Source organism: Pseudomonas sp. GM18 (genome assembly GCF_000282195.1).
In the GTDB taxonomy this organism is placed as follows: Bacteria; Pseudomonadota; Gammaproteobacteria; order Pseudomonadales; family Pseudomonadaceae; genus Aquipseudomonas.
Map to the genome: position 1 here is coordinate 86,674 of NZ_AKJT01000046.1, position 24,182 is coordinate 110,855.

Sequence of the window (24,182 nt, forward strand, 5' to 3'; positions counted from 1 at the left end):
GGACATGACCATCAAGGTTTTACTGGTCGAGGATGATCGCGCGCTACGGGAAGCATTGGCCGATACGCTGTTGCTTGCCGGGCACGATTACGAGGCGGTCGGTTCGGCGGAAGAGGCGCTGGCTGCGGTTGGCGCCGAGGCATTTAACCTGGTGGTCAGTGACGTCAACATGCCGGGCATGGACGGTCATCAGCTGCTTGGATTACTGCGGGCTCGTCAGCCGCAACTGCCGGTGTTGCTGATGACCGCTCATGGTGCGGTCGAGCGCGCGGTCGATGCCATGCGTCAGGGCGCGGCGGATTATCTGGTCAAGCCGTTCGAGCCCAAGGCCTTGCTCGATCTGGTGGCGCGTCATGCCTTGGGCAATCTCGGTGCGACCGAGAGCGAGGGGCCTGTGGCGTTCGAACCGGCCAGCGCGCAATTGCTGGAGTTGGCCGCGCGCGTGGCGCGCAGTGATTCCACGGTGTTGATCTCCGGTGAGTCCGGGACCGGCAAGGAAGTGCTGGCGCGTTACATCCATCAGCACTCCCATCGCGCCAGTCAGCCGTTCATTGCGATCAACTGCGCAGCGATCCCGGACAACATGCTTGAAGCCACTTTGTTCGGTCACGAAAAGGGTTCGTTCACCGGCGCCATCGCGGCGCAGGCCGGCAAGTTCGAGCAGGCCGATGGCGGGACGATCCTGCTCGACGAAATCTCTGAAATGCCCCTCGGCCTGCAGGCCAAGTTACTGCGCGTATTGCAGGAGCGTGAAGTCGAGCGTGTCGGCGCACGCAAGCCGATCACCCTGGACATTCGAGTAGTCGCCACCACCAACCGTGACCTGGCCGGTGAAGTGGCGGCGGGGCGTTTCCGCGAAGATCTTTACTATCGCCTGTCAGTGTTCCCGTTGGCCTGGCGTCCACTGCGCGAGCGCACCGCCGACATCCTGCCGCTGGCCGAGCGCCTGCTGGCCAAACACGTCAATAAAATGAAGCATGCCGCGGCAAAGCTTTCGCCCGAGGCACAGGCGTGCCTGATCGGCTATCCGTGGCCGGGCAACGTGCGTGAGCTGGATAACGCGATCCAGCGGGCCTTGATTCTGCAGCAGGGCGGATTGATCCAGCCGCAGGATTTCTGCCTGGCCGGGCCTGTGGCGTGTGCGCCATTGCCAGCATTGACGCCGACGCCCGTGCGCGTTGTGGAGGTCGAAGCCGAATCGGCGGGTGCCCTCGGCGATGACCTGCGGCGCCGTGAGTTCCAGATGATCATCGATACCTTGCGCTCCGAGCGCGGTCGTCGCAAAGAAGCCGCCGAGCGACTGGGCATCAGCCCGCGCACCTTGCGCTACAAGCTGGCGCAGATGCGCGACGCCGGAATGGACGTGGAAGCGTATTTGTTCGCCACCTGATTCGATTTTGGTAGCAGCTGGCGAAGCCTGCGTCCGGCTGCGCAGCAGTCGTTAAACCTGAACACTCGGTCTTTCTGAAACACCGCGCTGACTGATTTCACGACTGCTGCGCAGCCGGACGCAGGCTTCGCCAGCTGCTACGGATTGCGTCACGGCTCCAGCGATGAGCTTTTGTTTAGAGCGACCACGGAGCTGGCACCCTTGTTGCTAACACCTCACTACTCGCCGAGTGAGTGTCAAAAAATTGCGGGTAGCCAGAGACGTAGCTTCGTCAAAGAGAGTAGACCATGAGCCAAGGTATTGAATTTAATCGGTTGATGCTGGATATGCGCGCCATGCAAATGGATGCCATGTCTGCGCCGAAATCGACTGCCGCAGTCCCTGAAGTGGGTGGCAGCAGCTTTTCCGACATGCTCGGTCAGGCCGTCAATAAAGTGAACGACACCCAGCAGGCGTCCAATCAGTTGGCCAGTGCTTTCGAAATCGGTAAAAGCGGCGTCGACCTGACGGACGTGATGATTTCCTCACAGAAGGCCAGCGTGTCTTTTCAGGCGCTGACCCAAGTGCGTAACAAGCTGGTTCAGGCTTACCAAGACATCATGCAGATGCCGGTTTAAGGACGAGATTGAGTCATGGCAGAAGCAATCGCCGATAATGTTCCGGCCAAGGCCACTCCAATAGACGGCAAACCGCCGCTGTTCGGGTTGTCTTTCCTGGAAAACCTCTCCGAGATGACCATGTTGCGTCAGGTGGGCCTGTTGGTCGGCCTGGCTGCGAGCGTGGCGATTGGTTTTGCCGTGGTGTTGTGGTCCCAGCAGCCGGACTACCGGCCTCTATACGGCAGCCTTGCCGGCATGGACGCCAAGCAGGTCATGGAAACCCTGGCCGCCGCCGACATTCCCTATACCGTCGAACCGAATTCCGGTGCCTTGCTGGTCAAGGCCGATGACCTGTCCCGTGCGCGGCTCAAGCTCGCGGCCGCTGGTGTCACTCCCAGCGACGGCAACATCGGTTTCGAGATCCTCGACAAGGAACAGGGACTGGGTACCAGTCAGTTCATGGAAGCGACCCGTTATCGTCGTGGCCTTGAGGGCGAACTGGCCCGGACCATTTCCAGCCTGAACAACGTCAAAGGTGCCCGCGTGCACCTGGCGATTCCGAAGAGTTCGGTGTTCGTGCGTGACGAGCGCAAGCCCAGCGCTTCTGTTCTGGTTGAACTGTATTCCGGTCGCTCGCTGGAGCCAGGCCAGGTCGTCGCCATCATCAATCTGGTGGCGACCAGCGTTCCCGAACTGAGCAAATCGCAGATCACCGTCGTTGACCAGAAGGGCAACCTGCTGTCGGATCAGGCGGAAAACTCCGAACTGACCATGGCCGGCAAGCAGTTCGATTACAGCCGTCGCATGGAAAGCATGCTGACTCAGCGCGTGCACAACATCCTGCAACCGGTGCTGGGCAACGACCGCTATAAAGCCGAAGTCTCGGCCGATGTGGATTTCAGTGCCGTCGAATCGACTTCCGAGCAGTTCAACCCGGATCAACCGGCATTGCGCAGCGAGCAGTCGGTCAACGAACAACGTACCGCCAGCAATGGTCCGCAAGGTGTGCCGGGTGCCTTGAGCAACCAGCCGCCGTCGCCAGCCTCGGCGCCGCAAACCACCGGTGGCGCCACCGCGTCGGCCGGCATGGTGCAGCCAGGCCAGCCACTGCTTGATGCCAACGGTCAGCAAATCATGGACCCGGCCACCGGTCAGCCGATGCTGGCGCCGTACCCGGCGGACAAGCGTCAACAATCCACCAAGAACTTCGAACTCGACCGTTCCATCAGCCACACCAAACAACAGCAGGGCCGTTTGAATCGCCTGTCGGTGTCGGTGGTGGTGGACGATCAGGTCAAGGTCAACGCAGCCAATGGCGAAACCACCCGTGCGCCGTGGAGCGCCGATGAATTGGCGCGCTTCACTCGCCTGGTGCAGGACGCGGTCGGTTTCGACGCCAGCCGTGGCGACAGCGTCAGTGTGATCAACATGCCGTTCTCCGCCGAGCGCGGTGAAGTGATCGCCGATATTCCGTTCTATTCCCAGCCGTGGTTCTGGGACATCGTCAAGCAAGTGCTGGGTGTGTTGTTCATCCTGGTGCTGGTGTTCGGCGTGCTGCGTCCGGTACTCAACAACATCACCGGTGGCGGCAAAGGCAAGCAACTCGCAGGTCTGGGCAGCGACATGGAACTCGGTGGCATAGTCGGCCTGGATGGCGAACTGGCCAACGACCGCGTCAGCCTCGGTGGCCCGACCAGCATCCTGCTGCCGAGCCCGAGCGAAGGCTATGACGCACAGTTGAACGCAATCAAGAGTCTGGTGGCAGAAGATCCGGGTCGCGTGGCCCAGGTCGTGAAAGAGTGGATTAACGCAGATGAGTGATAACCGAGCCGCTGTCGCCAAACTGTCCCGGGTTGATAAAGCCGCGATTCTGCTGCTGTCCCTGGGTTCTACCGATGCCGCGCAAGTACTGCGCCACATGGGGCCCAAAGAGGTTCAGCGTGTGGGCGTGGCCATGGCCCAGATGGGTAACGTGCACCGCGAGCAAGTCGAGCAGGTCATGAGCGAGTTCGTCGACATCGTCGGCGACCAGACCAGCCTGGGCGTCGGCTCCGATGACTACGTGCGCAAAATGCTCACCCAGGCCCTGGGTGAAGACAAGGCCAACGGCCTGATCGACCGGATCCTGCTGGGCGGCAACACCAGTGGCCTCGACAGCCTGAAGTGGATGGAACCGCGCGCCGTCGCCGACGTGATCCGTTACGAGCACCCGCAGATCCAGGCGATCGTGGTGGCGTATCTCGACCCGGACCAGGCCGGTGAAGTGCTGGGCAACTTCGACCATAAGGTGCGGCTGGACATCATCCTGCGGGTGTCTTCGCTGAACACCGTGCAGCCGGCGGCCCTGAAAGAACTCAACCAGATTCTCGAGAAGCAGTTCTCCGGCAACTCGAATGCCTCGCGCACCACCCTGGGTGGTATCAAGCGCGCGGCAGACATCATGAACTTCCTCGACAGCTCGATCGAAGGTCAACTGATGGACTCGATCCGCGAAGTCGACGAAGACCTGTCCGGTCAGATCGAAGACCTCATGTTCGTGTTCAACAACCTGTCCGATGTCGACGACCGCGGTATTCAGGCGCTGTTGCGCGAAGTGTCCTCGGACGTCCTGGTGCTGGCCCTCAAGGGTTCGGACGAAGGCGTCAAGGAAAAGATCTTCAAGAACATGTCCAAACGGGCGGCCGAACTGTTGCGCGACGATCTCGAGGCCAAAGGCCCGGTGCGTGTCAGCGACGTGGAAACGGCGCAGAAAGAAATCCTCACCATTGCCCGCCGTATGGCCGAAGCCGGAGAAATCGTTCTCGGCGGGAAGGGCGGCGAAGAGATGATCTAAGGTCACTATGTCGTCCAAACATGATGAGTCCCAGACCGACCTGATCCGTGGCAAGGACGTCGCAGGTTTCGACGTCTGGGCGCTGCCCAGCTTCGACCCGTTTGTGCCGGAGCCTGAGCCTGAGCCGGAACCCGAACCGCCGGAAATGGAAGAAGTGCCGCTGGAAGAAGTCCAGCCACTGACCCTCGAAGAGCTCGAAAGCATTCGCCAGGAGGCCTACAACGAAGGCTTCGCGGTTGGCGAGAAAGAAGGTTTCCACAGCACCACGCTCAAGGTCCGTCAGGAAGCCGAAGTGGCCCTGACGGCCAAGATCGCGGGCCTTGAACAGCTGATGGCCAACCTGTTCGAACCGATTGCCGAGCAGGACACCCAGATCGAAAAGTCGCTGGTCGACCTCGTTCGGCATATCACCAAACAAGTGATTCAGCGCGAGCTGGCCATCGACTCGACGCAGATCGAACACGTCATGCGTGAAGCGCTCAAGCTCTTGCCGCTGGGCGTGGGCAATGTGCGGTTGTACGTCAACCCGCAGGATTTCGAACAGGTCAAAGCCCTGCGCGAGCGCCATGAAGAAACCTGGCGCATCGTCGAGGACGAGTCCCTGTTGCCGGGCGGTTGCCGGGTCGAGACTGAACACAGCCGTATCGATGCGACCATCGAAACCCGTGTGACCCAGGTCATGGCCAAGCTGTTCGACCAACTCCACGATCAGGCGCTGCACCCGGCCGCGCCGGACCTGAGTCTGGAATTGCCGAGCGACGAAAAGCCTGCTGTCGCCCCGGTCGAGCCAGAACTGGACGATCCCGATGCGCCTTGAACGCACCAGTTTCGCCAAACGCCTCGGTAGTTACGCCGAGGCCACGGAGCTGGCTGGCGCGCCAATCCTCGAAGGTCGCCTGTTGCGCATGGTCGGCCTGACCCTCGAAGCCGAAGGCTTGCGCGCCGCCATGGGCAGCCGCTGCATGGTCATCAACGATGACAGCTATCACCCGGTGCAGGTCGAAGCTGAAGTCATGGGCTTCTCCGGCAGTAAAGTCTTTCTGATGCCGGTCGGCAGCGTCGCCGGCATTGCGCCAGGCGCACGCGTGGTTCCCCTGGCGGACAACGGTCGCTTGCCGATGGGCATGAGCATGCTCGGGCGGGTGCTCGATGGCGCCGGTCGTGCGCTGGATGGCAAGGGCGGGATGAAGGCTGAAGACTGGGTGCCAATGGACGGCCCGACCATCAACCCGCTCAAGCGTGACCCGATCAGCCAGCCGCTGGACGTGGGCATTCGCTGCATCAACGGTTTGTTGACGGTCGGTCGCGGTCAGCGCCTCGGGTTGTTCGCCGGTACCGGTGTCGGCAAGAGTGTGCTGTTGGGCATGATGACCCGTTTCACCGAGGCCGACATTATCGTGGTCGGGCTGATCGGTGAGCGGGGTCGAGAAGTTAAAGAGTTCATCGAGCACATCCTCGGTGAAGAAGGGCTCAAGCGTTCAGTGGTGGTGGCGTCGCCAGCGGACGATGCGCCGCTGATGCGTCTGCGCGCGGCCATGTACTGCACGCGGATCGCCGAATATTTCCGCGACAAGGGCAAGAACGTCCTGTTGCTGATGGATTCCCTGACCCGTTTCGCCCAGGCCCAGCGGGAAATCGCCTTGGCCATCGGCGAACCGCCGGCGACCAAGGGCTATCCGCCGTCGGTGTTCGCCAAATTGCCGAAACTGGTGGAGCGGGCCGGTAACGCCGAAAAGGGCGGCGGTTCGATCACCGCGTTCTACACGGTATTGTCCGAAGGCGACGATCAACAGGACCCGATTGCCGACTCGGCGCGGGGCGTGCTCGACGGGCACATCGTGCTGTCCCGACGTCTGGCCGAGGAAGGGCATTATCCGGCCATCGACATCGAAGCGTCCATCAGCCGGGTCATGCCATCGGTGGTCGGCATCAAGCACTTGAACCACGCGCAGATGTTCAAGCAATACTGGTCGCGCTATCAGCAGAGCCGCGACTTGATCAGCGTCGGCGCCTATGTGCCCGGCGGTGATCGGGAAACCGACACCGCGATCAATCTGCAACCGGCCATGACCATGTACCTGCGTCAGGGCTTGAACGACAACATCAGCATGGGCGCCAGCGAAAACCATCTCGCGTCGGTCTTCGCGCCAGCGCCGGGGGGTTAACCGGTCATGGCCCCGAGTCGCGCAACACGCCTGGCGCCCGTGGTGGAAATGGCCGAAAAGGCCGAGAAAACCGCCGTCCAGCGCCTGGGGCACTTCCAGGGGCAGGTCCGTTTGGCAGAAAGCAAACTCGCCGACCTCGAAGCCTTCCGTCTCGACTATCAAGAGCAATGGATCGTGCGTGGCAGCGGCGGCGTCTCGGGTCAGTGGTTGCTGGGCTATCAGGGCTTTCTCGCGCAATTGGGCACGGCCATCGACCAGCAGCGCCAGAGCCTGAACTGGCATCAAAACAATCTGAACAAGGCTCGTGAAGCCTGGCAGCAAGCGTTTGCCCGGGTCGAAGGCTTGCGCAAACTGGTTCAGCGCTACATGGATGAAGCACGGCAACTGGAAGACAAGCGCGAGCAGAAGCTGCTGGATGAATTGTCCCAGCGGTTGCCGCGCCAGAGTCCTTACTGAGCGGCGCTTTCGAAAAGATCGCAGCCTGTGCAGCTCCTGCATCGCCCGCATGCAAACCCGATCCCGCAGGCTGCGATCTTTTGACCTTGCTCCAGCCTCCGCCAAGTGCTAAACCTTGTACACGTACGTTCGCCAATGACAAGGAAGCCGTGAAATGTCAGTCGTTACAGAAGTATCCCCGGATGGGCAAAAGTTGACGATTTCGGTCAAGGGGCGATTCGATTTCGGTCGGCATCAGGAGTTTCGCGAGTCCTACGAGCGACTCAACAAGAAACCCGACTCCATCGTAGTGGACCTGAAGGATGCCACGTATCTCGATAGCTCCGCTCTGGGCATGCTGCTCTTGCTGCGTGATCACGCCGGTGGTGACAGTTCCGATGTGCGGGTGATTAACAGCAATTCGGATGTGCGCAAGATCCTCGCCATCTCCAACTTCGACAAACTGTTCGACATCAGTTGACCGTCATGCAGCCGCCGCTCGAGCCGCTGACGATACTGATTGCTGAAGACAGCGCGGCCGATCGCATGCTGCTGTCGACTATCGTCCGTCGCCAGGGTCATGAAGTGCTGACGGCCAGTAATGGCGCCGAGGCGGTCGAGGCGTTTCGCTCGCAGCGACCGCACCTGGTGCTGATGGACGCCATGATGCCGGTGATGGATGGCTTCGAGGCCGCGCAGCAGATCAAGGCGCTGGCCGGCGAAACCCTGGTGCCGATCATCTTTCTGACGTCGCTGACCGAAAGCGAAGCCTTGGCGCGTTGTCTGGAGGCCGGGGGCGACGACTTTCTGGCGAAGCCTTACAACCAGGTGATCCTCGCGGCCAAGATCAAGGCAATGGACCGCTTGCGGCGTTTGCAGGCCACGGTGCTGGAGCAGCGCGACCTGATCGCCAGGCACCACGATTACCTGCTTAACGAACAGCGAGTGGCCAAAGCCGTGTTCGACAAGGTGGCCCACTCCGGTTGCCTGAATGCGCCGAACATCCGTTATCTGCAATCACCCTATGCGCTCTTCAACGGCGATCTGTTGCTGGCCGCCTTCACCCCGGCCGGCGACATGCACGTGTTACTCGGCGATTTCACCGGTCATGGTTTGCCGGCCGCTGTCGGTGCCATGCCGTTGGCTGAAGTCTTCTATGGCATGACCGCCAAGGGTTACGGCTTGTCCGAAACCCTGCGCGAGATGAACGCCAAGCTCAAACGCATCCTGCCGGTCGACATGTTCTGCTGTGCGGCCATGCTGTGCCTGAGTTTTCAGCGAGGTTCGGTGGAGGTCTGGAACGGCGGGATGCCGGACGGTTACCTGCACAGCATCGCCAGCGGCGAGCGTACAGTGCTGACGGCACGGCACTTGCCGCTGGGCGTGTTGAGCTCGCAAACCTTCGATGACCGCACCGAGGTGTTCCCAATGGCCGTCGGGGATCGGGTGTTCCTGTTGTCTGATGGGGTGATCGATACCTGCGATGCCAATGAGCAGTTATTTGGCGTAGAGCGGTTGGAGCAGGTGTTTGCAGCCAATCGTCAGCCCGATGCGCTGTTCGAAGAAATCGAGCAGGCCCTGCGGGACTTTCGCGGCGAGGCTCGCGATGACGTGAGCATGGTTGAAGTCCGTCTGCTGGAAGCTGCGCAACTGAGCCCGCCGGCGCCGGTGTATTCCGACAGCGGCCAGTCGAGCCCGCTGGACTGGTCAGTAAGTTTCGAGTTCCGCGCCGCTACCCTCAAACGCTTCAACCCGCTGCCGTACCTGTTGCAATTGCTGCTTGAAGTGCACGGCCTGCGAGCCCAGAGTGGCGCACTCTATAGTGTGCTGGCAGAGCTTTATTCCAATGCCCTGGAGCATGGCGTGCTGGGCCTGGATTCAAACCTGAAACGCGATGCTTCGGGTTTTGCGCGTTATTATCAGCAGCGCAATGCGCGCCTGGACGAGTTGCGCGACGGCTATGTGCGGGTGCATTTGCAGGTGATGCCAAAAGACGAGGGTGGTTGCCTGGCAGTCCGGGTCGAAGACAGTGGCAAGGGCTTCGATGTAGCGCGGGTGATGGAGCGTCCCCTCGATGATGTCCGTCTGTCGGGACGTGGCGTCAGTTTGATCCGCCAGTTGAGTCATCATGCGCGCTGGTCCGATAATGGCCGCAGTGCTCACGTGGAGTTTTTCTGGGAGGCTCAGGCATAATCCCAGGCATTCTTGATCAAAGGAGTGAACAAGTGGACGACACACATCTGGATCGCGACGTGCTGAGCGCGTTGCAAGAAGTTATGGAGGACGGGTATCCAGAATTGCTCGATACCTTTCTCAGCGATTCCGAAGAGCGCTTGAGTCTGCTGCGCCAGGCTGACGATGCTGATCGGTTAGGCGCCACGGCGCACAGTTTCAAGGGTAGCAGCAGCAACATGGGCGCGACCCGGCTGGCCGAGCTGTGCCATGAGCTGGAGCAGCGAGCGAAAGAGAAAAAACTCGAAGGCATTGAAGCGCTGGTTGGAGAGATCGACGGCGAATTCGCGATTGTCCGACCGCTTTTCGAGGCAGAGCGCCAGCGCTCCCTGGCTGAATAAGACAACCATCCGGCGCTTTTGGCAGCCAGCGAACAAAGCTGGCTCGACCCTTGCAGTCAACTCACTCAACTGTACCTACGATCCCAGTGCAGCGGAGACCGTTCTATGCCCGTTACCCCCAACATTCTTCTTCAGGCCGCCGCTGCGGCCAAGACTCAAGCCGCGTCCGCCAATACCCCGGCGTCGACGGCCGAGCCCGGGGACAAGGCGTCCAGCTTCGCTCAGGTCTACGCCAATCAGGCCCAGAACAAGCCCTCGGCCACGGCGGACGGATCGACTAAACCCGTACGTGACAAAGCCCCGGACAACACTGGCAAAAAGGATGTGGGCAACGACTCGTCTGCCGCCCAGGAACCGACGGTTGCCGATAGCGGCAAATCCTTGCCCGTCGATAAACCGGCGCAGTCCGAAGACAAGACCGCCAGCGATGACGCGCCGGATACCGCCGAGCCGGCGACGCCGGTAGTCGATACCGCGCCTGTCGATCCAGCCCTCGATCCGGCGTTGATGCAAGTGGTGCAAGTGGTGCAGTCGGTGCTGCCAGCCCCCGTGCCGGAAACTCCGCCGGTTGTCGCTACTGTGCAGTCAGCCGTTGAAGCACCCGTCGCAGCCGCTGTTACCGCGACAGCGACGCAGGCCGCTGCGACCGCCGATCCTGATTTCGATCCCGAAGCCGATCCTCTCGATGCACTGCCGGCCGTGCGCATGGCGATGGAGCAGAGTGGGCACGTTTCGGCCGCCAGCCAGGCTCAGCCAAAAGCGGCGCCGACTCAGGCTCACGTCGACGGTGAGCTGACCTCGGCTCAGAACTTTGCTGCGGGCATGGCAAGCATGCTCGATGTGCAGGCCGATCAGGACAGCACCAGCCAGGGCGGCGAGAAGGCTTTCAGTGGCCTGATCGATGACGGCCTCAAGGATCTCAAGTCCGCCAGCAGCGACACTCGTGTCGATGACTTCGCCAACCGTCTGGCGGCACTGACGCAAGCGGCAACACCGAAGACTGCCAATGCATTGCCGGTGAACCAGCCGATCGCCATGCATCAGAGCGGTTGGACCGAAGAGGTGGTCAACCGGGTCATGTACCTGTCCAGCGCCAATCTCAAGGCGGCGGATATTCAGTTGCAACCGGCCGAACTGGGGCGTCTCGATATTCGGGTGAACATGGTTCCGGATCAGCAGACCCAAGTGACCTTCATGAGCGCTCATCCAAGTGTTCGCGAAGCTCTCGACGGGCAAATGCATCGCCTGCGGGACATGTTTGCGCAGCAGGGCATGGGCCAGGTCGACGTCAACGTTTCCGATCAGTCCCGTGGCTGGCAGGGGCAGGGGCAGGAACAGGCTCAACAGGGGCAGGGCGGACGTACCAATGCCAGTGGCGGTCGCCTCGATTCTGTCGATGAAGAGCTTCCCGCGACGGTCGCTGAAGTGGCCGCCAACACCACCAGCGTGATCGGCACCAGCGCCGTCGATTATTACGCCTGATAAATCAGGACGCCCCTCAAAAGATCGCAGCCTTCGACAGCTCCTGCAGGGTGTACACCATCCAGATGTAGGAGCTGCCGAAGGCTGCGATCTTTTGATTTTCGGTATCTGCCTGCCGCCGCCCATATATCCCCAGACACTTCTGGCATAACACTTGCTCTTGCCTTGCCGTGCGACTGTGAAAACCCGAATAGTGACGGATTATTGGCATGGCGAAGAGCGAAGCAGTAGTAAAAGACCCCGCAACCAAAGGCAAAATCAAGCTGATCATTGTGATCGTCGTGGCCCTGCTGCTGGCGATCGGCTTGTCCGTGGGGGCGACCTGGTTCTTCATGCACAGCGCCCAGAGCAAGCCTGCCGCCGCGGCTGAAACCGCTGTGGTCGGCAAGCAGCCGGCGATCTTCGAGCCAATGGCTCCAGCCTTCGTGGCCAACTACACCCAGAACGGCCGTCAGCGCTACATGCAGGTGAGCATCACCATGCAGGGGCGTAATCAGGCTGATCTGGAGGCGCTCAAAGTTCACATGCCAGTGATCCGCAATAACCTGGTCATGCTGTTTTCCGGTCAGGATTTCGCCACGCTGGCGACCCCGGTCGGCCAGGAAATGTTGCGTCAGAAAGCCACGGCCAGCGTTCAGGAAGTGGCGCAGAAAGAGCTGGGCAAAGTGGTGATCGAACAGTTGCTTTTCACTAATTTCGTACTGCAGTAGGAACACGACATGGCCGTGCAGGACCTGCTGTCCCAGGATGAGATCGATGCGCTGTTGCATGGCGTCGACGATGGTCTGGTACAGACCGATAACGCTGCCGAACCCGGCAGTGTCAAAAGCTACGACCTGACCAGCCAGGATCGCATCGTCCGTGGACGCATGCCGACGCTGGAAATGATCAACGAGCGTTTCGCCCGCTACACCCGCATCAGCATGTTCAACATGCTGCGCCGCTCGGCGGACGTTGCCGTCGGTGGGGTGCAGGTGATGAAGTTCGGCGAATACGTGCACTCGCTGTACGTGCCGACCAGCCTCAACCTGGTCAAGATCAAACCGCTGCGCGGCACCGCGCTGTTCATCCTCGACGCCAAACTGGTGTTCAAACTGGTGGACAACTTCTTCGGCGGCGACGGCCGTCACGCGAAGATCGAGGGGCGTGAATTCACCCCCACCGAACTGCGTGTGGTGCGCATGGTGCTGGAGCAGGCTTTCGTCGATTTGAAGGAAGCCTGGCAGGCGATCATGGAAGTGAACTTCGAGTACATCAACTCGGAAGTGAACCCGGCCATGGCCAACATCGTCGGGCCGAGCGAAGCCATTGTGGTGTCGACGTTCCATATCGAACTCGATGGCGGTGGCGGCGACCTGCACGTGACCATGCCGTACTCGATGATCGAGCCGGTGCGCGAGATGCTCGATGCCGGCTTCCAGTCGGACCTCGACGATCAGGACGAGCGCTGGATCAACGCCTTGCGTCAGGACGTGCTGGACGTCGACGTACCGATCGGTGCCACCGTTGCCCGCCGACAACTGCGCCTTCGCGACATCCTGCACATGCAGCCCGGGGACGTGATTCCGGTCGAGATGCCGGAAGAAATGATCATGCGCGCCAACGGCGTGCCGGCCTTCAAGGTCAAGATGGGCTCGCACAAAGGCAACCTCGCGTTGCAAGTGATCGAGCCGATCGAGCGCCGCTGACCGGCGCTCATACCCCTACGCATTTAACTGAATTGTTGCCCGCCGAGGACAAATGATGAACGACGATATGAACGCCCAGGACGACCAGGCACTGGCCGACGAATGGGCTGCGGCCCTGGAAGAAACCGGTGACGCCGGGCAGGCTGACATTGATGCGCTGCTGGCGGCCGATGCTGGTACGTCGGGCTCCAACCGTCTGCCAATGGAAGAGTTCGGCAGCGTGCCGAAGAACAACGATCCAGTGACGCTGGACGGTCCGAACCTGGACGTGATCCTCGATATCCCGGTGTCGATTTCCATGGAAGTCGGCAGCACCGACATCAACATCCGCAACCTGCTGCAACTCAACCAGGGCTCGGTGATCGAGCTCGATCGTCTGGCCGGCGAGCCGCTGGACGTGCTGGTCAACGGCACGCTCATCGCCCACGGCGAAGTGGTAGTGGTCAACGAAAAGTTCGGCATCCGCCTGACCGACGTGATCAGCCCAAGCGAACGCATCAAGAAGCTGCGCTGAGTGAGCAAGCTTCTGGGTTCTTTGCCGGGATTGGCGCTGGCCTTGCCATTCAGCGTGTTGGCAGCCGAGCCGGTAACGACAGCTGCGACAGTGGCCGCCGCACCAGCCGTCAGCAGCGGTGTGGCCGGGCAATTGACGCAATTGGTGTTCGGCTTGCTGCTGGTGCTGGGGTTGATTTTCTTCCTCGCCTGGCTGCTGCGCCGGGTCCAGCAGGCCGGGCCGGCCGGCAAGGGGCAAGTGATCGAGTTGATCGGTTCCCGAGCCCTCGGCCCCCGTGACCGTTTGATGCTGGTACAGGTGGGCAACGAACAGATTCTGCTCGGCCTGAGCCCCGGCACCATTACCGCGTTGCATGTGCTCAAGGAGCCGGTACAAGTGCCGAGCGCAACCGAGAAAGCGACTCCGGAGTTTGCCCAGCGTCTGTTGGAGATGCTCGGCAAGGATCAGAAGGATAAGAAGTAATGGGTGCGTTACGCATCGTCTTGACGCTGGCCCTGATGCTGGCTGCGCCACTGGCGTTCGCCGCCGATCCGTTGTCGATCCCGGCGATCACTCTGGGCACCAACGCCAATGGCGCTCAGGAATACTCGGTCAGCCTGCAAATCCTGCTGATCATGACCGCGCTGAGTTTCATCCCGGCGTTCGTCATGCTGATGACCAGTTTCACTCGGATCATCATCGTTTTCTCGATCCTGCGTCAGGCCCTGGGCTTGCAGCAGACACCGTCGAACCAGATCCTCACCGGCATGGCGCTGTTCCTCACCATGTTCATCATGGCGCCGGTGTTCGATCGGGTGAATCAGGATGCCTTGCAGCCGTATCTGGCGGAAAAACTCACCGCTCAGGATGCCGTCGCCAAGGCTCAGGTGCCGATCAAGGACTTCATGCTGGCCCAGACTCGCAGCAGCGATCTGGAGCTGTTCATGCGCCTGTCCAAGCGCACTGATATTGCTACGCCGGATCAGGCGCCGCTGACGATTCTGGTGCCGGCGTTCGTGACCTCGGAACTGAAAACTGCGTTCCAGATCGGCTTCATGATCTTCATTCCGTTCCTGATCATCGACCTGGTGGTGGCCAGTGTGCTGATGGCGATGGGTATGATGATGCTCTCGCCACTGATCATTTCCCTGCCGTTCAAAATCATGTTGTTCGTGCTGGTGGATGGCTGGGCGTTGATCATCGGTACGTTGGCCAGCAGCTTCGGCGGTGTTTCACCATGACGCCCGAAGTCGCCGTAGACATCTTTCGCGAAGCGCTGTGGCTGACCACCATGATGGTCGCCGTGCTGGTGATCCCGAGCTTGCTGGTGGGGCTGTTGGTGGCGATGTTCCAGGCGGCCACCCAGATCAACGAACAGACCCTGAGCTTCCTGCCGCGTCTGCTGGTGATGTTGGTGACGCTGATCGTTGCCGGCCCGTGGCTGGTGCAGACCTTCATGGAATACATTCTGCAGCTGTACCACAGCATTCCTCAGGTCATCGGTTAAGCCATGTCGCTGCTGCAGCTGACCGATACCCAGATCAGCACCTGGGTGGCGACGTTCATGTTGCCGCTGTTTCGCATCGGCTCATTGCTGATGGTCATGCCGATTTTCGGCACGACGCTGGTGTCCACGCGCATCCGCCTGTACTTCGCCCTGGCAATCACCTTCGTGATTGCCCCCGGCCTGCCACCGATGCTGCCGGTCAACGCGCTGGACCTGAGCGCGCTGCTGCTGATCGCCGAGCAAATCATCATCGGCGCGGTGTTGGGCTTCTCCTTGCAGCTGTTCTTCCAGGCGTTCGTGGTCGCCGGGCAAATTGTCGCGATCCAGATGGGCATGGGCTTCGCTTCGATGGTCGACCCTACGAACGGCGTGTCGGTGGCGGTGATCGGGCAGTTTTTCACCATGCTGGTGACGCTGTTGTTCCTGTCGATGAACGGTCACTTGGTGGTGTTCGAAGTCCTCACCGAAAGCTTCACCACGCTGCCGGTCGGTGGCGGCTTGATGGTCAATCATTTCTGGGAGCTGGCCGGCAAGCTCGGCTGGGTACTCGGTGCGGCGCTGTTGCTGGTGTTGCCGGCGATCACCGCGTTGCTGGTGGTCAACATTGCGTTTGGCGTGATGACCCGGGCGGCGCCGCAGTTGAACATCTTCTCGATCGGCTTCCCGCTGACCCTGGTGCTCGGCATGTTCATCGTCTGGGTCGGCCTGGCGGACATTCTCAATCAGTATCAACCGCTGGCCGCCGAGGCCTTGCAGTTGTTACGCGAACTGGCACAGGCACGCTGAGTCATGGCTGAGAGCGAAAGCGGTCAGGACAAAACAGAAGACCCCACGGAGAAACGCAAAAAGGACTCCCGTGAGAAGGGCGAGATTGCGCGTTCCAAGGAGCTCAACACCCTGGCGGTCATGCTCGCCGGTGCCGGTGGATTGCTGATTTTCGGTGGTGCCCTGGCCCAGGATTTGATGGAGCTGATGCGCATGAACTTCTCGCTCTCGCGAGAGGTGATTCTGGATCAGCGCTCCATGGCGACTTATCTGCTGCACTCGGGGCAGATCGCCTTGTTCGCGATTCAGCCGGTGATGATCACCTTGCTGTTGGCCGCGCTGATCGGCCCGATTTCCCTGGGGGGCTGGCTATTTGCGGCTGGCTCCATGGCGCCCAAGTTCAGCCGCATGAATCCCGCCGCAGGCCTGAAGCGAATGTTCTCGGCCAAGGCGCTGGTGGAGTTGCTCAAGGCTCTGGCGAAGTTTTTCATCGTGTTGTTCGTGGCGTTGGCGGTCTTGTCGTCGGACATCGACGATCTGCTGCGCATCGCCCACGAGCCGTTGGAAATGGCGATCATTCACAGCCTGCAAGTGGTCGGCTGGAGCACCTTGTGGATGGCTTGCGGGCTGATCATCATCGCGGCGGTCGACGTGCCGGTGCAGCTCTGGGAAAGCCACAAAAAGCTGCTGATGACCAAGCAGGAAATACGTGACGAGCACAAGGATCAGGAGGGGCGGCCGGAGGTCAAGCAACGCATTCGCCAGGTGCAGCGCGAAATGTCGCAGCGACGAATGATGGCCGCGATCCCCGACGCCGACGTGGTCATCACCAACCCGACCCACTACGCCGTAGCGCTCAAGTACGATCCGGAGAAGGGCGGGGCGCCGATGTTGATCGCCAAGGGTAGCGACTTCCTGGCCTTGAAGATCCGCGAAATCGCCGTGGCCAACCAGGTGCAGCTGCTCGAATCGCCCGCCCTGGCGCGTTCGATCTACTACTCCACGGAACTGGATCAGGAAATTCCTGGCGGGCTGTATCTGGCGGTGGCTCAGGTGTTGGCTTACGTCTACCAGATTCGCCAGTACCGCGCCGGCAAGGGCAAGCGTCCGGATCCGCTTAAGGATGATTTGCCGATTCCGCCGGATCTACGGCGCGATTCCTGATCGGGTCTACGGCTCTGAAATCAAAGGATCGCAGGCCTCGGCAGCGCCTACGGGCGCTGATGCCGCCTATTGGCTTTTTCATTGCCGGGCTCTTTCGCGATACTGTTTTCCTGTTTCTTCTTGTCGTCCTGTTGCTTCGGCGCAACAAGATCGAAGCCTTTGGCATCGTTGAATGACTTGACCGCTTTCTTGGGCATGATCGCTGCTCCGGCGCTGGGTATTACCAACGCTGATGATCACCATCCAATACCCATAAGGCCGTTTTGGCTACTATCAAAACTTACGGTTGCGCAGGTCTTTGGACGAGTGGCAGGGGCAGTGAGCTGGAGCGATCCCCTGATCCACCCTATTCGTAGCAGCTGTCGAGCCTGCGAGGCTGCGCAGCAGTCGTAAACCTTTGCGAGGACTGCGTCCTCGAACGGAGCCTCGCGTAGCTCGGCAGCTGCTACCCGGGCTCAACAAATCTCTCTATTTCCCTCCTTGGCAAAAGTTGGAAGGCTTCTTGCAATAGCCGCCCTGCGCCTGCTTCAGGCGTCAAAAGTTTGCTTTAAAGGAACGGGGAAAACCGGTGGATCGCTCTCAGTTAATCAACAGTGCCCGCACAAACGTCGCCGACCTCAGTCGGGGCAATCTGGGCGTGCCGCTGTTGCTGCTGGTCATGCTGGCCATGATGATGTTGCCGGTGCCGCCGTTCCTGCTGGACGTGTTTTTCACCTTCAACATTGCCTTGTCCATCGTCGTGTTGCTGGTCTGCGTGTACGCCTTGCGGCCGCTGGATTTTGCGGTGTTCCCGACCATTCTGCTGGTGGCGACGTTGCTGCGACTGGCGCTGAACGTGGCCTCCACGCGGGTGGTGATGCTCCACGGTCAGGACGGCCATGCCGCCGCCGGTAAGGTGATCCAGGCCTTCGGTGAAGTGGTGATCGGCGGTAACTACGTGGTCGGTATCGTGGTCTTCGCGATTTTGATGATCATCAACTTCGTCGTGGTAACCAAGGGCGCCGGGCGGATTTCCGAGGTGAGTGCGCGTTTCACCCTCGATGCGATGCCCGGTAAACAGATGGCGATCGACGCCGACTTGAATGCCGGCCTGATTGACCAGAACCAGGCGAAACTGCGCCGGATGGAAGTCGCCCAGGAGGCCGAGTTCTACGGTTCCATGGACGGTGCCAGCAAGTTCGTGCGCGGTGACGCCATCGCCGGCCTGCTGATTCTGTTCATCAACCTGATCGGCGGCATGGCGGTGGGTATTTTCCAGCACGGCATGAGCTTTGGCGATGCCGGCAAGGTTTATGCGCTGTTGACCATCGGTGACGGTTTGGTGGCGCAATTGCCATCACTGCTGTTGTCGACCGCCGCCGCGATCATGGTGACCCGTGCTTCCGGCTCGGAAGACATGGGCAAGCAGATCAATCGTCAGATGTTCGCCTCGCCGAAAGCCTTGGCGGTGGCCGCAGGTTTGATGGCGGTGATGGGCCTGGTGCCGGGCATGCCGCACGTCTCCTTTCTGTCCATGGCAGCCCTGGCGGCGGGCGGCGCTTACCTGTTCTGGAAGAAGCAGAACGCGGTCAAGGTTCAGGCCCTGCAAGAGGTCAAGCGTCAGCAGGAGTTGCTGCCGTCGCCGGCCCGGGCTCAGGAAACCAAGGAGCTTGGCTGGGATGACGTAACGCCGATCGACATGATTGGCCTGGAAGTCGGCTATCGCCTGATTCCACTGGTGGATCGCAACCAGGGTGGTCAGTTGCTGGCGCGGATCAAGGGGGTGCGTAAAAAACTCTCCCAGGACCTGGGCTTCCTGATGCCGACTGTGCATATCCGTGACAACCTCGACCTGGCGCCAAGCGCCTATCGCCTGACCCTGATGGGGGTGATCCTGGCTGAAGCGGAGATTTACCCGGAGCGCGAACTGGCGATCAACCCGGGGCAGGTCTATGGCACGCTCAACGGCATCACCGCCAAAGATCCGGCTTTTGGCCTGGAAGCGGTGTGGATCGAAATCAGCCAGCGCGCCCAGGCGCAATCCCTCGGTTACACCGTGGTCGATGCCAGTACGGTAGTAGCGACCCACTTGAACCAGATTCTGTACAAGCACTCCAGCGAGCTGATCGGCCACGAAGAAGTCCAGCAACTCATGCAATTGCTGGCCAAAAGCTCACCGAAACTGGCCGAAGAGCTGGTGCCGGGGGTGGTTTCGCTGTCGCAACTGCTCAAAGTCTTGCAGGCGTTGCTGGCCGAACAGGTGCCGGTACGGGACATTCGCAGCATCGCCGAAGCCATCGCGAACAACGCCGCCAAGAGTCAAGATACCGCCGCTTTGGTGGCCGCGGTGCGCGTCGGCGTATCCCGTGCAATCGTGCAAAGCATTGTAGGCACTGAGTCGGAGCTGCCTGTGATCACCTTGGAACCAAGGTTGGAACAAATATTGCTCAATAGTCTTCAGAAGGCAGGACAAGGCTCGGAAGAGGGCGTTCTGCTGGAGCCAAGCATGGCGGAAAAACTGCAACGCTCGTTGATCGATGCGGCGCAGCGTCAGGAAATGCAAGGTCAGCCGGTGATTCTGCTGGTGGCCGGTCCGGTTCGCGCGATGCTCTCGCGATTCGGTCGGCTGGCAGTGCCGGGTTTGCATGTGTTGGCTTACCAGGAAATTCCTGACAACAAGCAAGTGACCATCGTTGCGACAGTAGGGCCCAACGGCTGAGGTAGTGGTTTATGCAAGTTAAGCGTTTTTTCGCCGCCGATATGCGTCAGGCCATGAAACTGGTTCGTGATGAGCTGGGCGCTGATGCCGCCATCATTGGCAATCGCCGGATCGCCGGCGGTGTCGAGCTGACGGCTGCCCTGGATTACAAATTGTCGGCGCTGGCCCCGCGTGTTCCGAACATGGAACTTGAGGATGAGCTGCGCAAGACCCAGTCGCGGATCGTCACCGCCCAGGCTGAACTGAGCCTGCGCGGCGATGGCGAGAGCGACAAGACCACCAATCGCCAGTTGTTCGCCGGCCTGCCGTTGACTGCCGCCGAACCGCTGATCGAGCCGACGCTGGCCGAACCTCGGCGTCCGGCCCCCGCGCCTGCTGCAGCGGCCGGTGTCGACCCGCGCGCATTCGATTCGATGCGTTTTGAACTCAACAGCCTGCGCGAGCTGATGGAAGTGCAGCTTGGCTCGCTGGCCTGGAATCAGCTGCAAGGCAGCCGTCCGGCCCAGGCCAACCTTTGGCGTCGCCTGCAACGCATCGGCCTGTCCGGCCCGTTGTCGCGCGATCTGCTGGCACTGATTACCGACATTGAAGAGCCTCGTCAGGCCTGGCGCATGTTGCTCGCGCACCTGGCGCGGATGATCGCCACCCCGGAAGTCGAGCCACTGGAAGAGGGCGGCGTGATTGCCATGGTCGGCCCGGCCGGCATGGGCAAGACCACCACGCTGGCCAAGCTCGCGGCCCGTTACGTGCTCAAGTACGGCGCGCAGAACATCGCGCTGGTGAGCATGGACAGCTATCGCATCGGTGCTCAGGAACAGCTCAAGACGCTGGGCCGGATCCTCAATGTGTCGGTGACCCACGTCGACCCGGGTCAATCCCTGGTGCAGGCACTGGAACCCTTGCTGCGCAAACGCGTGGTGCTGATCGATACCGCCGGCCTGCAGGCCAGCGACCCGGCACTGCGCATGCAGCTCGAAAGCCTGGCCGGGCGCGGCATCAAATCAAAAAATTATCTGGTCCTGGCAACCACCAGCCAGAAACAGGTTCTAACCGCCGCTTATCACAGTTACAAACGCTGCGGCCTCGCCGGCTGCATCCTGACTAAACTGGATGAAACGGCAAGTCTGGGCGAGGTGTTGAGCCTGGCGATCAGTCATGAGTTGCCGGTGGCTTACCTGACCGATGGTCCGCGGATTCCGGATGACTTGCATCTGCCGCGTCGTCATCAGTTGGTCAGCCGCGCCGTTAGCGTGCAAATGCAGGAAGAACCCAGCGAAGAAGCCATGGCTGACATGTTCGCTGATATTTACCACAGCCCGACCAAGCAGGTTGGCTGAGGCATTAATGAACATTTTTTGTACCTACATCGATGGTCTGCCATGCATTGTTCCGATGGTGAACGCGCAGCCAGTAATGTGGCCTCCGTCTATGCAAGACAAGGTAAAGAAATAACATGGGCAGCATGCATCCCGTACAGGTGATCGCGGTGACCGGCGGCAAAGGTGGCGTCGGGAAGACTAACGTGTCAGTGAACTTGTCCCTGGCTCTAGCTGAGCTCGGCCGGCGCGTCATGCTGCTGGATGCCGATCTGGGGCTGGCGAACGTCGACGTTCTGTTGGGGCTGACACCCAAACGCACGCTGGCCGACGTGATCGAAGGCCGCTGTGAGCTGCGCGACGTGCTGTTGCAGGGGCCTGGCGGTATCCGCATCGTCCCGGCCGCCTCCGGCACCCAGAGCATGGTTCATTTGAGTCCGGCCCAGCATGCCGGCCTGATCCAGGCGTTCAGCGACATCGGCGACAACCTCGACGTATTGGTGATCGACACCGCTGCGGGTATTGGTGATTCGGTAGTCAGCTTCGTGCGCGCCGCGCAGGAAGTCTTGCTGGTGGTGTGTGACGAACCGACCTCGATCACCGACGCCTACGCGCTGATCAAACTGCTCAACCGCGACTACGGCATGAACCGCTTCCGCGTCCTGGCCAACATGGCGCAGAGCCCGCAGGAAGGCCGCAACCTGTTCGCCAAGTTGACCAAGGTCACGGATCGCTTCCTCGACGTCGCCTTACAATACGTCGGTGCGGTGCCTTACGACGAAAGCGTGCGCAAGGCGGTGCAGAAGCAACGCGCGGTGTATGAAGCCTTTCCGCGTTCCAAGTGCGCCCTGGCGTTCAAGGCCATTGCGCAGAAAGTCGATACCTGGCCCCTGCCGGCCAACCCGCGTGGGCACCTGGAGTTTTTCGTCGAGCGCCTCGTGCAACAAACGGCAGGACCCGTCCTATGACAGCCAGCGGTTACAACCTCTACAAGAAGTCGGCACGTGACGCGCAGTACGAGCTGATCGAGCGTTACGCGCCACTGGTCAAACGCATTGCCTACCACTTGCTGGCGCGTCTGCCGGCCAGTGTCCAGGTCGAAGACCTGATCCAGGCCGGGATGATCGGCCTGCTTGAAGTATCAACCAAATACGACGCCAGCAAAGGCGCGAGTTTCGAGACGTACGCGGGCATTCGAATCCGCGGCGCGATGCTCGATGAAGTGCGCAAGGGGGACTGGGCGCCACGTTCGGTCCACCGCAATACCCGCATGGTCAGCGACGCGATTCGCTCGATTGAAGCTAAAACCGGCCGTGACGCTAAAGATCACGAAGTTGCGGCCGAACTCCAATTGAGTCTCGACGATTATTACGGGATTTTGAACGACACCCTGGGCAGCCGGTTATTCAGTTTCGACGATCTGTTGCAGGACGGCGAACACGAAGGGCTGCATGAGGATGGCGCGAGTGCTCATCTCGAGCCGTCACGCGATCTGGAAGATGAACGCTTCCAGGCGGCGCTGGCGGACGCGATTGCCAATTTGCCGGAGCGTGAGCGACTGGTGTTGGCGCTGTACTACGACGAAGAGTTGAATCTCAAGGAAATCGGTGAGGTCCTGGGGGTCAGTGAATCTCGGGTCAGCCAGTTACACAGCCAGTGCGCGGCCCGTTTGCGGGGGCGTTTGGGGGAGTGGCGAGCGCGCTGAAGGCAGTGTGGGGACACTGCGAATGGAGCTGGTGTGGTGTTGAACCGTACCGGTCTCGATCTGTTGTGCTCCAGACAGTCATTGAGTGCTTTGCCGGATTGATTGAAATGGCGCGTCCAGGTGCTGGGCGCGTTTAAGACTGCTTGGAGGTCGAATTGGACAAGAACATGAAAATCCTCATCGTTGATGACTTCTCAACGATGCGGCGGATCATAAAAAACCTGTTGCGTGACCTGGGGTTCACCAACACGGTCGAGGCTGACGATGGCACCACTGCCATTCCGGTTCTCAACAGCGGGAGCATCGACTTTCTGGTAACGGACTGGAACATGCCTGGCATGACCGGTATCGATCTGCTGCGTCACGTGCGCGCCGATGAAAAGCTCAAGCATCTGCCAGTGCTGATGGTGACCGCCGAAGCCAAGCGCGAGCAAATCATCGAAGCGGCCCAGGCCGGTGTTAACGGCTATGTGGTCAAACCCTTCACAGCCCAGGCGTTGAAAGAAAAAATCGAGAAGATTTTCGAACGCATCGGTTGATGTACTGCGCCACGGGGGAGCTATGGAGCATAACGAATCTTCACTGGGCGATTTTGAATCGACCCTGAAAAAACACGCGGTCGAACTGGTCGAAAGCCTTGAAAAAGGCAGGTTCGGCGACGCTGTGCAATTGATCCATGAGCTCAACCAGACCCGTGACCGCGGCCTGTATCAGGAAGTGGGCAAGCTCACCCGCGAGCTGCATAGCGCGATCGTCAATTTCCAGATTGACCCGCACATGCCGCAAGCCGAGGAAGTGTCTCAGATCACGGATGCCACCGAGCGCCTGTCCTATGTGGTCAAGCTGACCGAGGCCGCGGCCAACCGCACCATGGACCTGGTGGAAAACGCTACGCCGCTGATCAACAGCCTGAGCGACGAAGCCCAGGCGCTGAGCACGGATTGGGGACGGTTCATGCGTCGCGAAGTCGGGGCTGAAGAGTTCCGCGAGCTGGCCCGGCGGGTCGACGGTTTCCTGACACGCAGCAGTGAAGACAACCGCGTCGTGTCGAGCAACCTCAACGACATTCTGTTGGCCCAGGATTACCAGGACCTCACCGGTCAGGTGATCAAGCGTGTGACCCAATTGGTCACCGAAGTTGAAAGCAACCTGCTCAAGCTCGTACTCATGGCCAGTCAGGTAGACCGCTTTGCGGGTATCGAACATGACCGTGAAGCGATGCTGGCTGAAAAAGATCCACAAAAACATCTCTCTCAGGGTGAAGGTCCGCAGATTCATGCCGATAAAAGAGAAGACGTTGTGTCCGGTCAGGACGATGTGGACGATTTGTTATCCAGCCTTGGATTTTAGGTTTTTGAACCTGTTAGGA

General features: G+C 60.3%; 26 protein-coding genes. 25 read left to right on the plus strand and 1 reads right to left on the minus strand.

All coding sequences use genetic code 11. The annotated features are described in order from the left end of the window. Positions 1 to 4: 4 nt before the first annotated feature. From PMI21_RS13705 to flhB, 19 genes are all read left to right on the plus strand, one after another. On the plus strand, positions 5 to 1,390 hold the full coding sequence (locus PMI21_RS13705; RefSeq protein WP_007938613.1) for a sigma-54-dependent transcriptional regulator: 1,386 nt from the start codon (positions 5 to 7) through the stop codon (positions 1,388 to 1,390). Between the two features lie 287 nt (positions 1,391 to 1,677). Continuing rightward, positions 1,678 to 2,007, plus strand: coding sequence for a flagellar hook-basal body complex protein FliE (gene fliE, locus PMI21_RS13700; RefSeq protein WP_007938615.1), 330 nt, complete (start codon positions 1,678 to 1,680; stop codon positions 2,005 to 2,007). 15 nt (positions 2,008 to 2,022) lie between these two features. After that, a complete protein-coding gene (gene fliF / locus PMI21_RS13695; RefSeq protein WP_007938617.1) occupies positions 2,023 to 3,810 on the plus strand; it encodes a flagellar basal-body MS-ring/collar protein FliF in 1,788 nt (595 codons plus the stop codon). Then, positions 3,803 to 4,822, plus strand: a complete 1,020-nt coding sequence (gene fliG, locus PMI21_RS13690) for a flagellar motor switch protein FliG (RefSeq protein ID WP_003184041.1) — start codon at positions 3,803 to 3,805, stop codon at positions 4,820 to 4,822. The genes fliF and fliG overlap by 8 nt, the downstream gene beginning before the upstream one ends. Positions 4,823 to 4,829: 7 nt before the next feature. Beyond that, positions 4,830 to 5,639, plus strand: a complete 810-nt coding sequence (gene fliH, locus PMI21_RS13685; protein WP_007938624.1) for a flagellar assembly protein FliH — start codon at positions 4,830 to 4,832, stop codon at positions 5,637 to 5,639. Continuing rightward, positions 5,629 to 6,987 carry a flagellar protein export ATPase FliI gene (gene fliI, locus PMI21_RS13680; protein WP_007938626.1) on the plus strand — a complete coding sequence of 453 codons (1,359 nt, stop codon included), beginning with the start codon at positions 5,629 to 5,631 and terminating at the stop codon, positions 6,985 to 6,987. The genes fliH and fliI overlap by 11 nt, the downstream gene beginning before the upstream one ends. A gap of 6 nt (positions 6,988 to 6,993) precedes the next feature. Then, entirely contained in the window at positions 6,994 to 7,443 is a 450-nt protein-coding gene (gene fliJ, locus PMI21_RS13675) for a flagellar export protein FliJ (RefSeq protein WP_007938628.1), read from the plus strand. Positions 7,444 to 7,597: 154 nt separating this feature from the next. Beyond that, entirely contained in the window at positions 7,598 to 7,903 is a 306-nt protein-coding gene (locus PMI21_RS13670; RefSeq protein ID WP_007938630.1) for an STAS domain-containing protein, read from the plus strand. A 5-nt stretch (positions 7,904 to 7,908) separates the two neighbouring features. Beyond that, positions 7,909 to 9,615, plus strand: a complete 1,707-nt coding sequence (locus PMI21_RS13665; protein ID WP_007938632.1) for an ATP-binding SpoIIE family protein phosphatase — start codon at positions 7,909 to 7,911, stop codon at positions 9,613 to 9,615. Positions 9,616 to 9,647: 32 nt separating this feature from the next. Further along, positions 9,648 to 9,995, plus strand: coding sequence for an Hpt domain-containing protein (locus PMI21_RS13660; protein ID WP_007938634.1), 348 nt, complete (start codon positions 9,648 to 9,650; stop codon positions 9,993 to 9,995). A 105-nt stretch (positions 9,996 to 10,100) separates the two neighbouring features. After that, the gene (locus PMI21_RS13655) at positions 10,101 to 11,477 is read left to right on the plus strand and encodes a flagellar hook-length control protein FliK (protein WP_007938636.1); all 1,377 of its coding nucleotides are present in this window, start codon (positions 10,101 to 10,103) and stop codon (positions 11,475 to 11,477) included. A gap of 209 nt (positions 11,478 to 11,686) precedes the next feature. Then, entirely contained in the window at positions 11,687 to 12,187 is a 501-nt protein-coding gene (gene fliL / locus PMI21_RS13650) for a flagellar basal body-associated protein FliL (RefSeq protein ID WP_007938638.1), read from the plus strand. 9 nt (positions 12,188 to 12,196) lie between these two features. After that, on the plus strand, positions 12,197 to 13,165 hold the full coding sequence (gene fliM / locus PMI21_RS13645; protein WP_007938639.1) for a flagellar motor switch protein FliM: 969 nt from the start codon (positions 12,197 to 12,199) through the stop codon (positions 13,163 to 13,165). A gap of 55 nt (positions 13,166 to 13,220) precedes the next feature. Continuing rightward, entirely contained in the window at positions 13,221 to 13,679 is a 459-nt protein-coding gene (gene fliN / locus PMI21_RS13640; protein WP_007938642.1) for a flagellar motor switch protein FliN, read from the plus strand. Then, a complete protein-coding gene (gene fliO / locus PMI21_RS13635; RefSeq protein ID WP_007938644.1) occupies positions 13,680 to 14,141 on the plus strand; it encodes a flagellar biosynthetic protein FliO in 462 nt (153 codons plus the stop codon). Then, positions 14,141 to 14,899 carry a flagellar type III secretion system pore protein FliP gene (fliP, locus tag PMI21_RS13630; RefSeq protein WP_007938646.1) on the plus strand — a complete coding sequence of 253 codons (759 nt, stop codon included), beginning with the start codon at positions 14,141 to 14,143 and terminating at the stop codon, positions 14,897 to 14,899. Before fliO ends, fliP begins: the two co-directional genes overlap by 1 nt. Further along, the gene (gene fliQ / locus PMI21_RS13625) at positions 14,896 to 15,165 is read left to right on the plus strand and encodes a flagellar biosynthesis protein FliQ (RefSeq protein ID WP_007938648.1); all 270 of its coding nucleotides are present in this window, start codon (positions 14,896 to 14,898) and stop codon (positions 15,163 to 15,165) included. The genes fliP and fliQ overlap by 4 nt, the downstream gene beginning before the upstream one ends. Before the next feature lie 3 nt (positions 15,166 to 15,168). Continuing rightward, complete coding sequence (fliR, locus tag PMI21_RS13620; protein ID WP_007938650.1) at positions 15,169 to 15,951, plus strand: flagellar biosynthetic protein FliR; 783 nt, start codon at positions 15,169 to 15,171, stop codon at positions 15,949 to 15,951. Between the two features lie 3 nt (positions 15,952 to 15,954). After that, the gene (gene flhB, locus PMI21_RS13615) at positions 15,955 to 17,094 is read left to right on the plus strand and encodes a flagellar biosynthesis protein FlhB (RefSeq protein WP_007938651.1); all 1,140 of its coding nucleotides are present in this window, start codon (positions 15,955 to 15,957) and stop codon (positions 17,092 to 17,094) included. Positions 17,095 to 17,141: 47 nt separating this feature from the next. Here flhB and PMI21_RS29705 read toward each other — a convergent pair whose 3' ends face one another. Then, entirely contained in the window at positions 17,142 to 17,291 is a 150-nt protein-coding gene (locus PMI21_RS29705) for a hypothetical protein (RefSeq protein ID WP_007938652.1), read from the minus strand. A gap of 371 nt (positions 17,292 to 17,662) precedes the next feature. Between PMI21_RS29705 and flhA the strand changes: the two genes are divergently transcribed. The 6 genes from flhA to PMI21_RS13585 all read left to right on the plus strand — a co-directional run bounded on the left by flhA (position 17,663) and on the right by PMI21_RS13585 (position 24,163). Beyond that, the gene (flhA, locus tag PMI21_RS13610; RefSeq protein ID WP_007938653.1) at positions 17,663 to 19,792 is read left to right on the plus strand and encodes a flagellar biosynthesis protein FlhA; all 2,130 of its coding nucleotides are present in this window, start codon (positions 17,663 to 17,665) and stop codon (positions 19,790 to 19,792) included. 11 nt (positions 19,793 to 19,803) lie between these two features. Then, positions 19,804 to 21,129, plus strand: a complete 1,326-nt coding sequence (gene flhF, locus PMI21_RS13605; protein WP_007938654.1) for a flagellar biosynthesis protein FlhF — start codon at positions 19,804 to 19,806, stop codon at positions 21,127 to 21,129. A gap of 116 nt (positions 21,130 to 21,245) precedes the next feature. Then, a complete protein-coding gene (gene fleN / locus PMI21_RS13600; protein ID WP_003222917.1) occupies positions 21,246 to 22,076 on the plus strand; it encodes a flagellar synthesis regulator FleN in 831 nt (276 codons plus the stop codon). Next, on the plus strand, positions 22,073 to 22,813 hold the full coding sequence (gene fliA / locus PMI21_RS13595; RefSeq protein WP_007894214.1) for an RNA polymerase sigma factor FliA: 741 nt from the start codon (positions 22,073 to 22,075) through the stop codon (positions 22,811 to 22,813). The genes fleN and fliA overlap by 4 nt, the downstream gene beginning before the upstream one ends. A gap of 167 nt (positions 22,814 to 22,980) precedes the next feature. Further along, on the plus strand, positions 22,981 to 23,352 hold the full coding sequence (locus PMI21_RS13590; RefSeq protein WP_003183998.1) for a chemotaxis response regulator CheY: 372 nt from the start codon (positions 22,981 to 22,983) through the stop codon (positions 23,350 to 23,352). Between the two features lie 22 nt (positions 23,353 to 23,374). Then, on the plus strand, positions 23,375 to 24,163 hold the full coding sequence (locus PMI21_RS13585; protein WP_007938656.1) for a protein phosphatase CheZ: 789 nt from the start codon (positions 23,375 to 23,377) through the stop codon (positions 24,161 to 24,163). Positions 24,164 to 24,182 lie beyond the last annotated feature (19 nt).

Coding starts and splice junctions, on each gene's coding strand:
- PMI21_RS13705 (WP_007938613.1), top strand. CDS start 5: ATGACCATCAAGGTTTTACTGGTCGAGGATGATCGCGCGCTACGGGAA.
- fliE (WP_007938615.1), top strand. CDS start 1,678: ATGAGCCAAGGTATTGAATTTAATCGGTTGATGCTGGATATGCGCGCC.
- fliF (WP_007938617.1), top strand. CDS start 2,023: ATGGCAGAAGCAATCGCCGATAATGTTCCGGCCAAGGCCACTCCAATA.
- fliG (WP_003184041.1), top strand. CDS start 3,803: ATGAGTGATAACCGAGCCGCTGTCGCCAAACTGTCCCGGGTTGATAAA.
- fliH (WP_007938624.1), top strand. CDS start 4,830: ATGTCGTCCAAACATGATGAGTCCCAGACCGACCTGATCCGTGGCAAG.
- fliI (WP_007938626.1), top strand. CDS start 5,629: ATGCGCCTTGAACGCACCAGTTTCGCCAAACGCCTCGGTAGTTACGCC.
- fliJ (WP_007938628.1), top strand. CDS start 6,994: ATGGCCCCGAGTCGCGCAACACGCCTGGCGCCCGTGGTGGAAATGGCC.
- PMI21_RS13670 (WP_007938630.1), top strand. CDS start 7,598: ATGTCAGTCGTTACAGAAGTATCCCCGGATGGGCAAAAGTTGACGATT.
- PMI21_RS13665 (WP_007938632.1), top strand. CDS start 7,909: ATGCAGCCGCCGCTCGAGCCGCTGACGATACTGATTGCTGAAGACAGC.
- PMI21_RS13655 (WP_007938636.1), top strand. CDS start 10,101: ATGCCCGTTACCCCCAACATTCTTCTTCAGGCCGCCGCTGCGGCCAAG.
- fliL (WP_007938638.1), top strand. CDS start 11,687: ATGGCGAAGAGCGAAGCAGTAGTAAAAGACCCCGCAACCAAAGGCAAA.
- fliM (WP_007938639.1), top strand. CDS start 12,197: ATGGCCGTGCAGGACCTGCTGTCCCAGGATGAGATCGATGCGCTGTTG.
- fliN (WP_007938642.1), top strand. CDS start 13,221: ATGAACGACGATATGAACGCCCAGGACGACCAGGCACTGGCCGACGAA.
- fliP (WP_007938646.1), top strand. CDS start 14,141: ATGGGTGCGTTACGCATCGTCTTGACGCTGGCCCTGATGCTGGCTGCG.
- fliQ (WP_007938648.1), top strand. CDS start 14,896: ATGACGCCCGAAGTCGCCGTAGACATCTTTCGCGAAGCGCTGTGGCTG.
- fliR (WP_007938650.1), top strand. CDS start 15,169: ATGTCGCTGCTGCAGCTGACCGATACCCAGATCAGCACCTGGGTGGCG.
- flhB (WP_007938651.1), top strand. CDS start 15,955: ATGGCTGAGAGCGAAAGCGGTCAGGACAAAACAGAAGACCCCACGGAG.
- PMI21_RS29705 (WP_007938652.1), bottom strand. CDS start 17,291: ATGCCCAAGAAAGCGGTCAAGTCATTCAACGATGCCAAAGGCTTCGAT.
- flhF (WP_007938654.1), top strand. CDS start 19,804: ATGCAAGTTAAGCGTTTTTTCGCCGCCGATATGCGTCAGGCCATGAAA.
- fleN (WP_003222917.1), top strand. CDS start 21,246: ATGGGCAGCATGCATCCCGTACAGGTGATCGCGGTGACCGGCGGCAAA.
- fliA (WP_007894214.1), top strand. CDS start 22,073: ATGACAGCCAGCGGTTACAACCTCTACAAGAAGTCGGCACGTGACGCG.
- PMI21_RS13590 (WP_003183998.1), top strand. CDS start 22,981: ATGAAAATCCTCATCGTTGATGACTTCTCAACGATGCGGCGGATCATA.
- PMI21_RS13585 (WP_007938656.1), top strand. CDS start 23,375: ATGGAGCATAACGAATCTTCACTGGGCGATTTTGAATCGACCCTGAAA.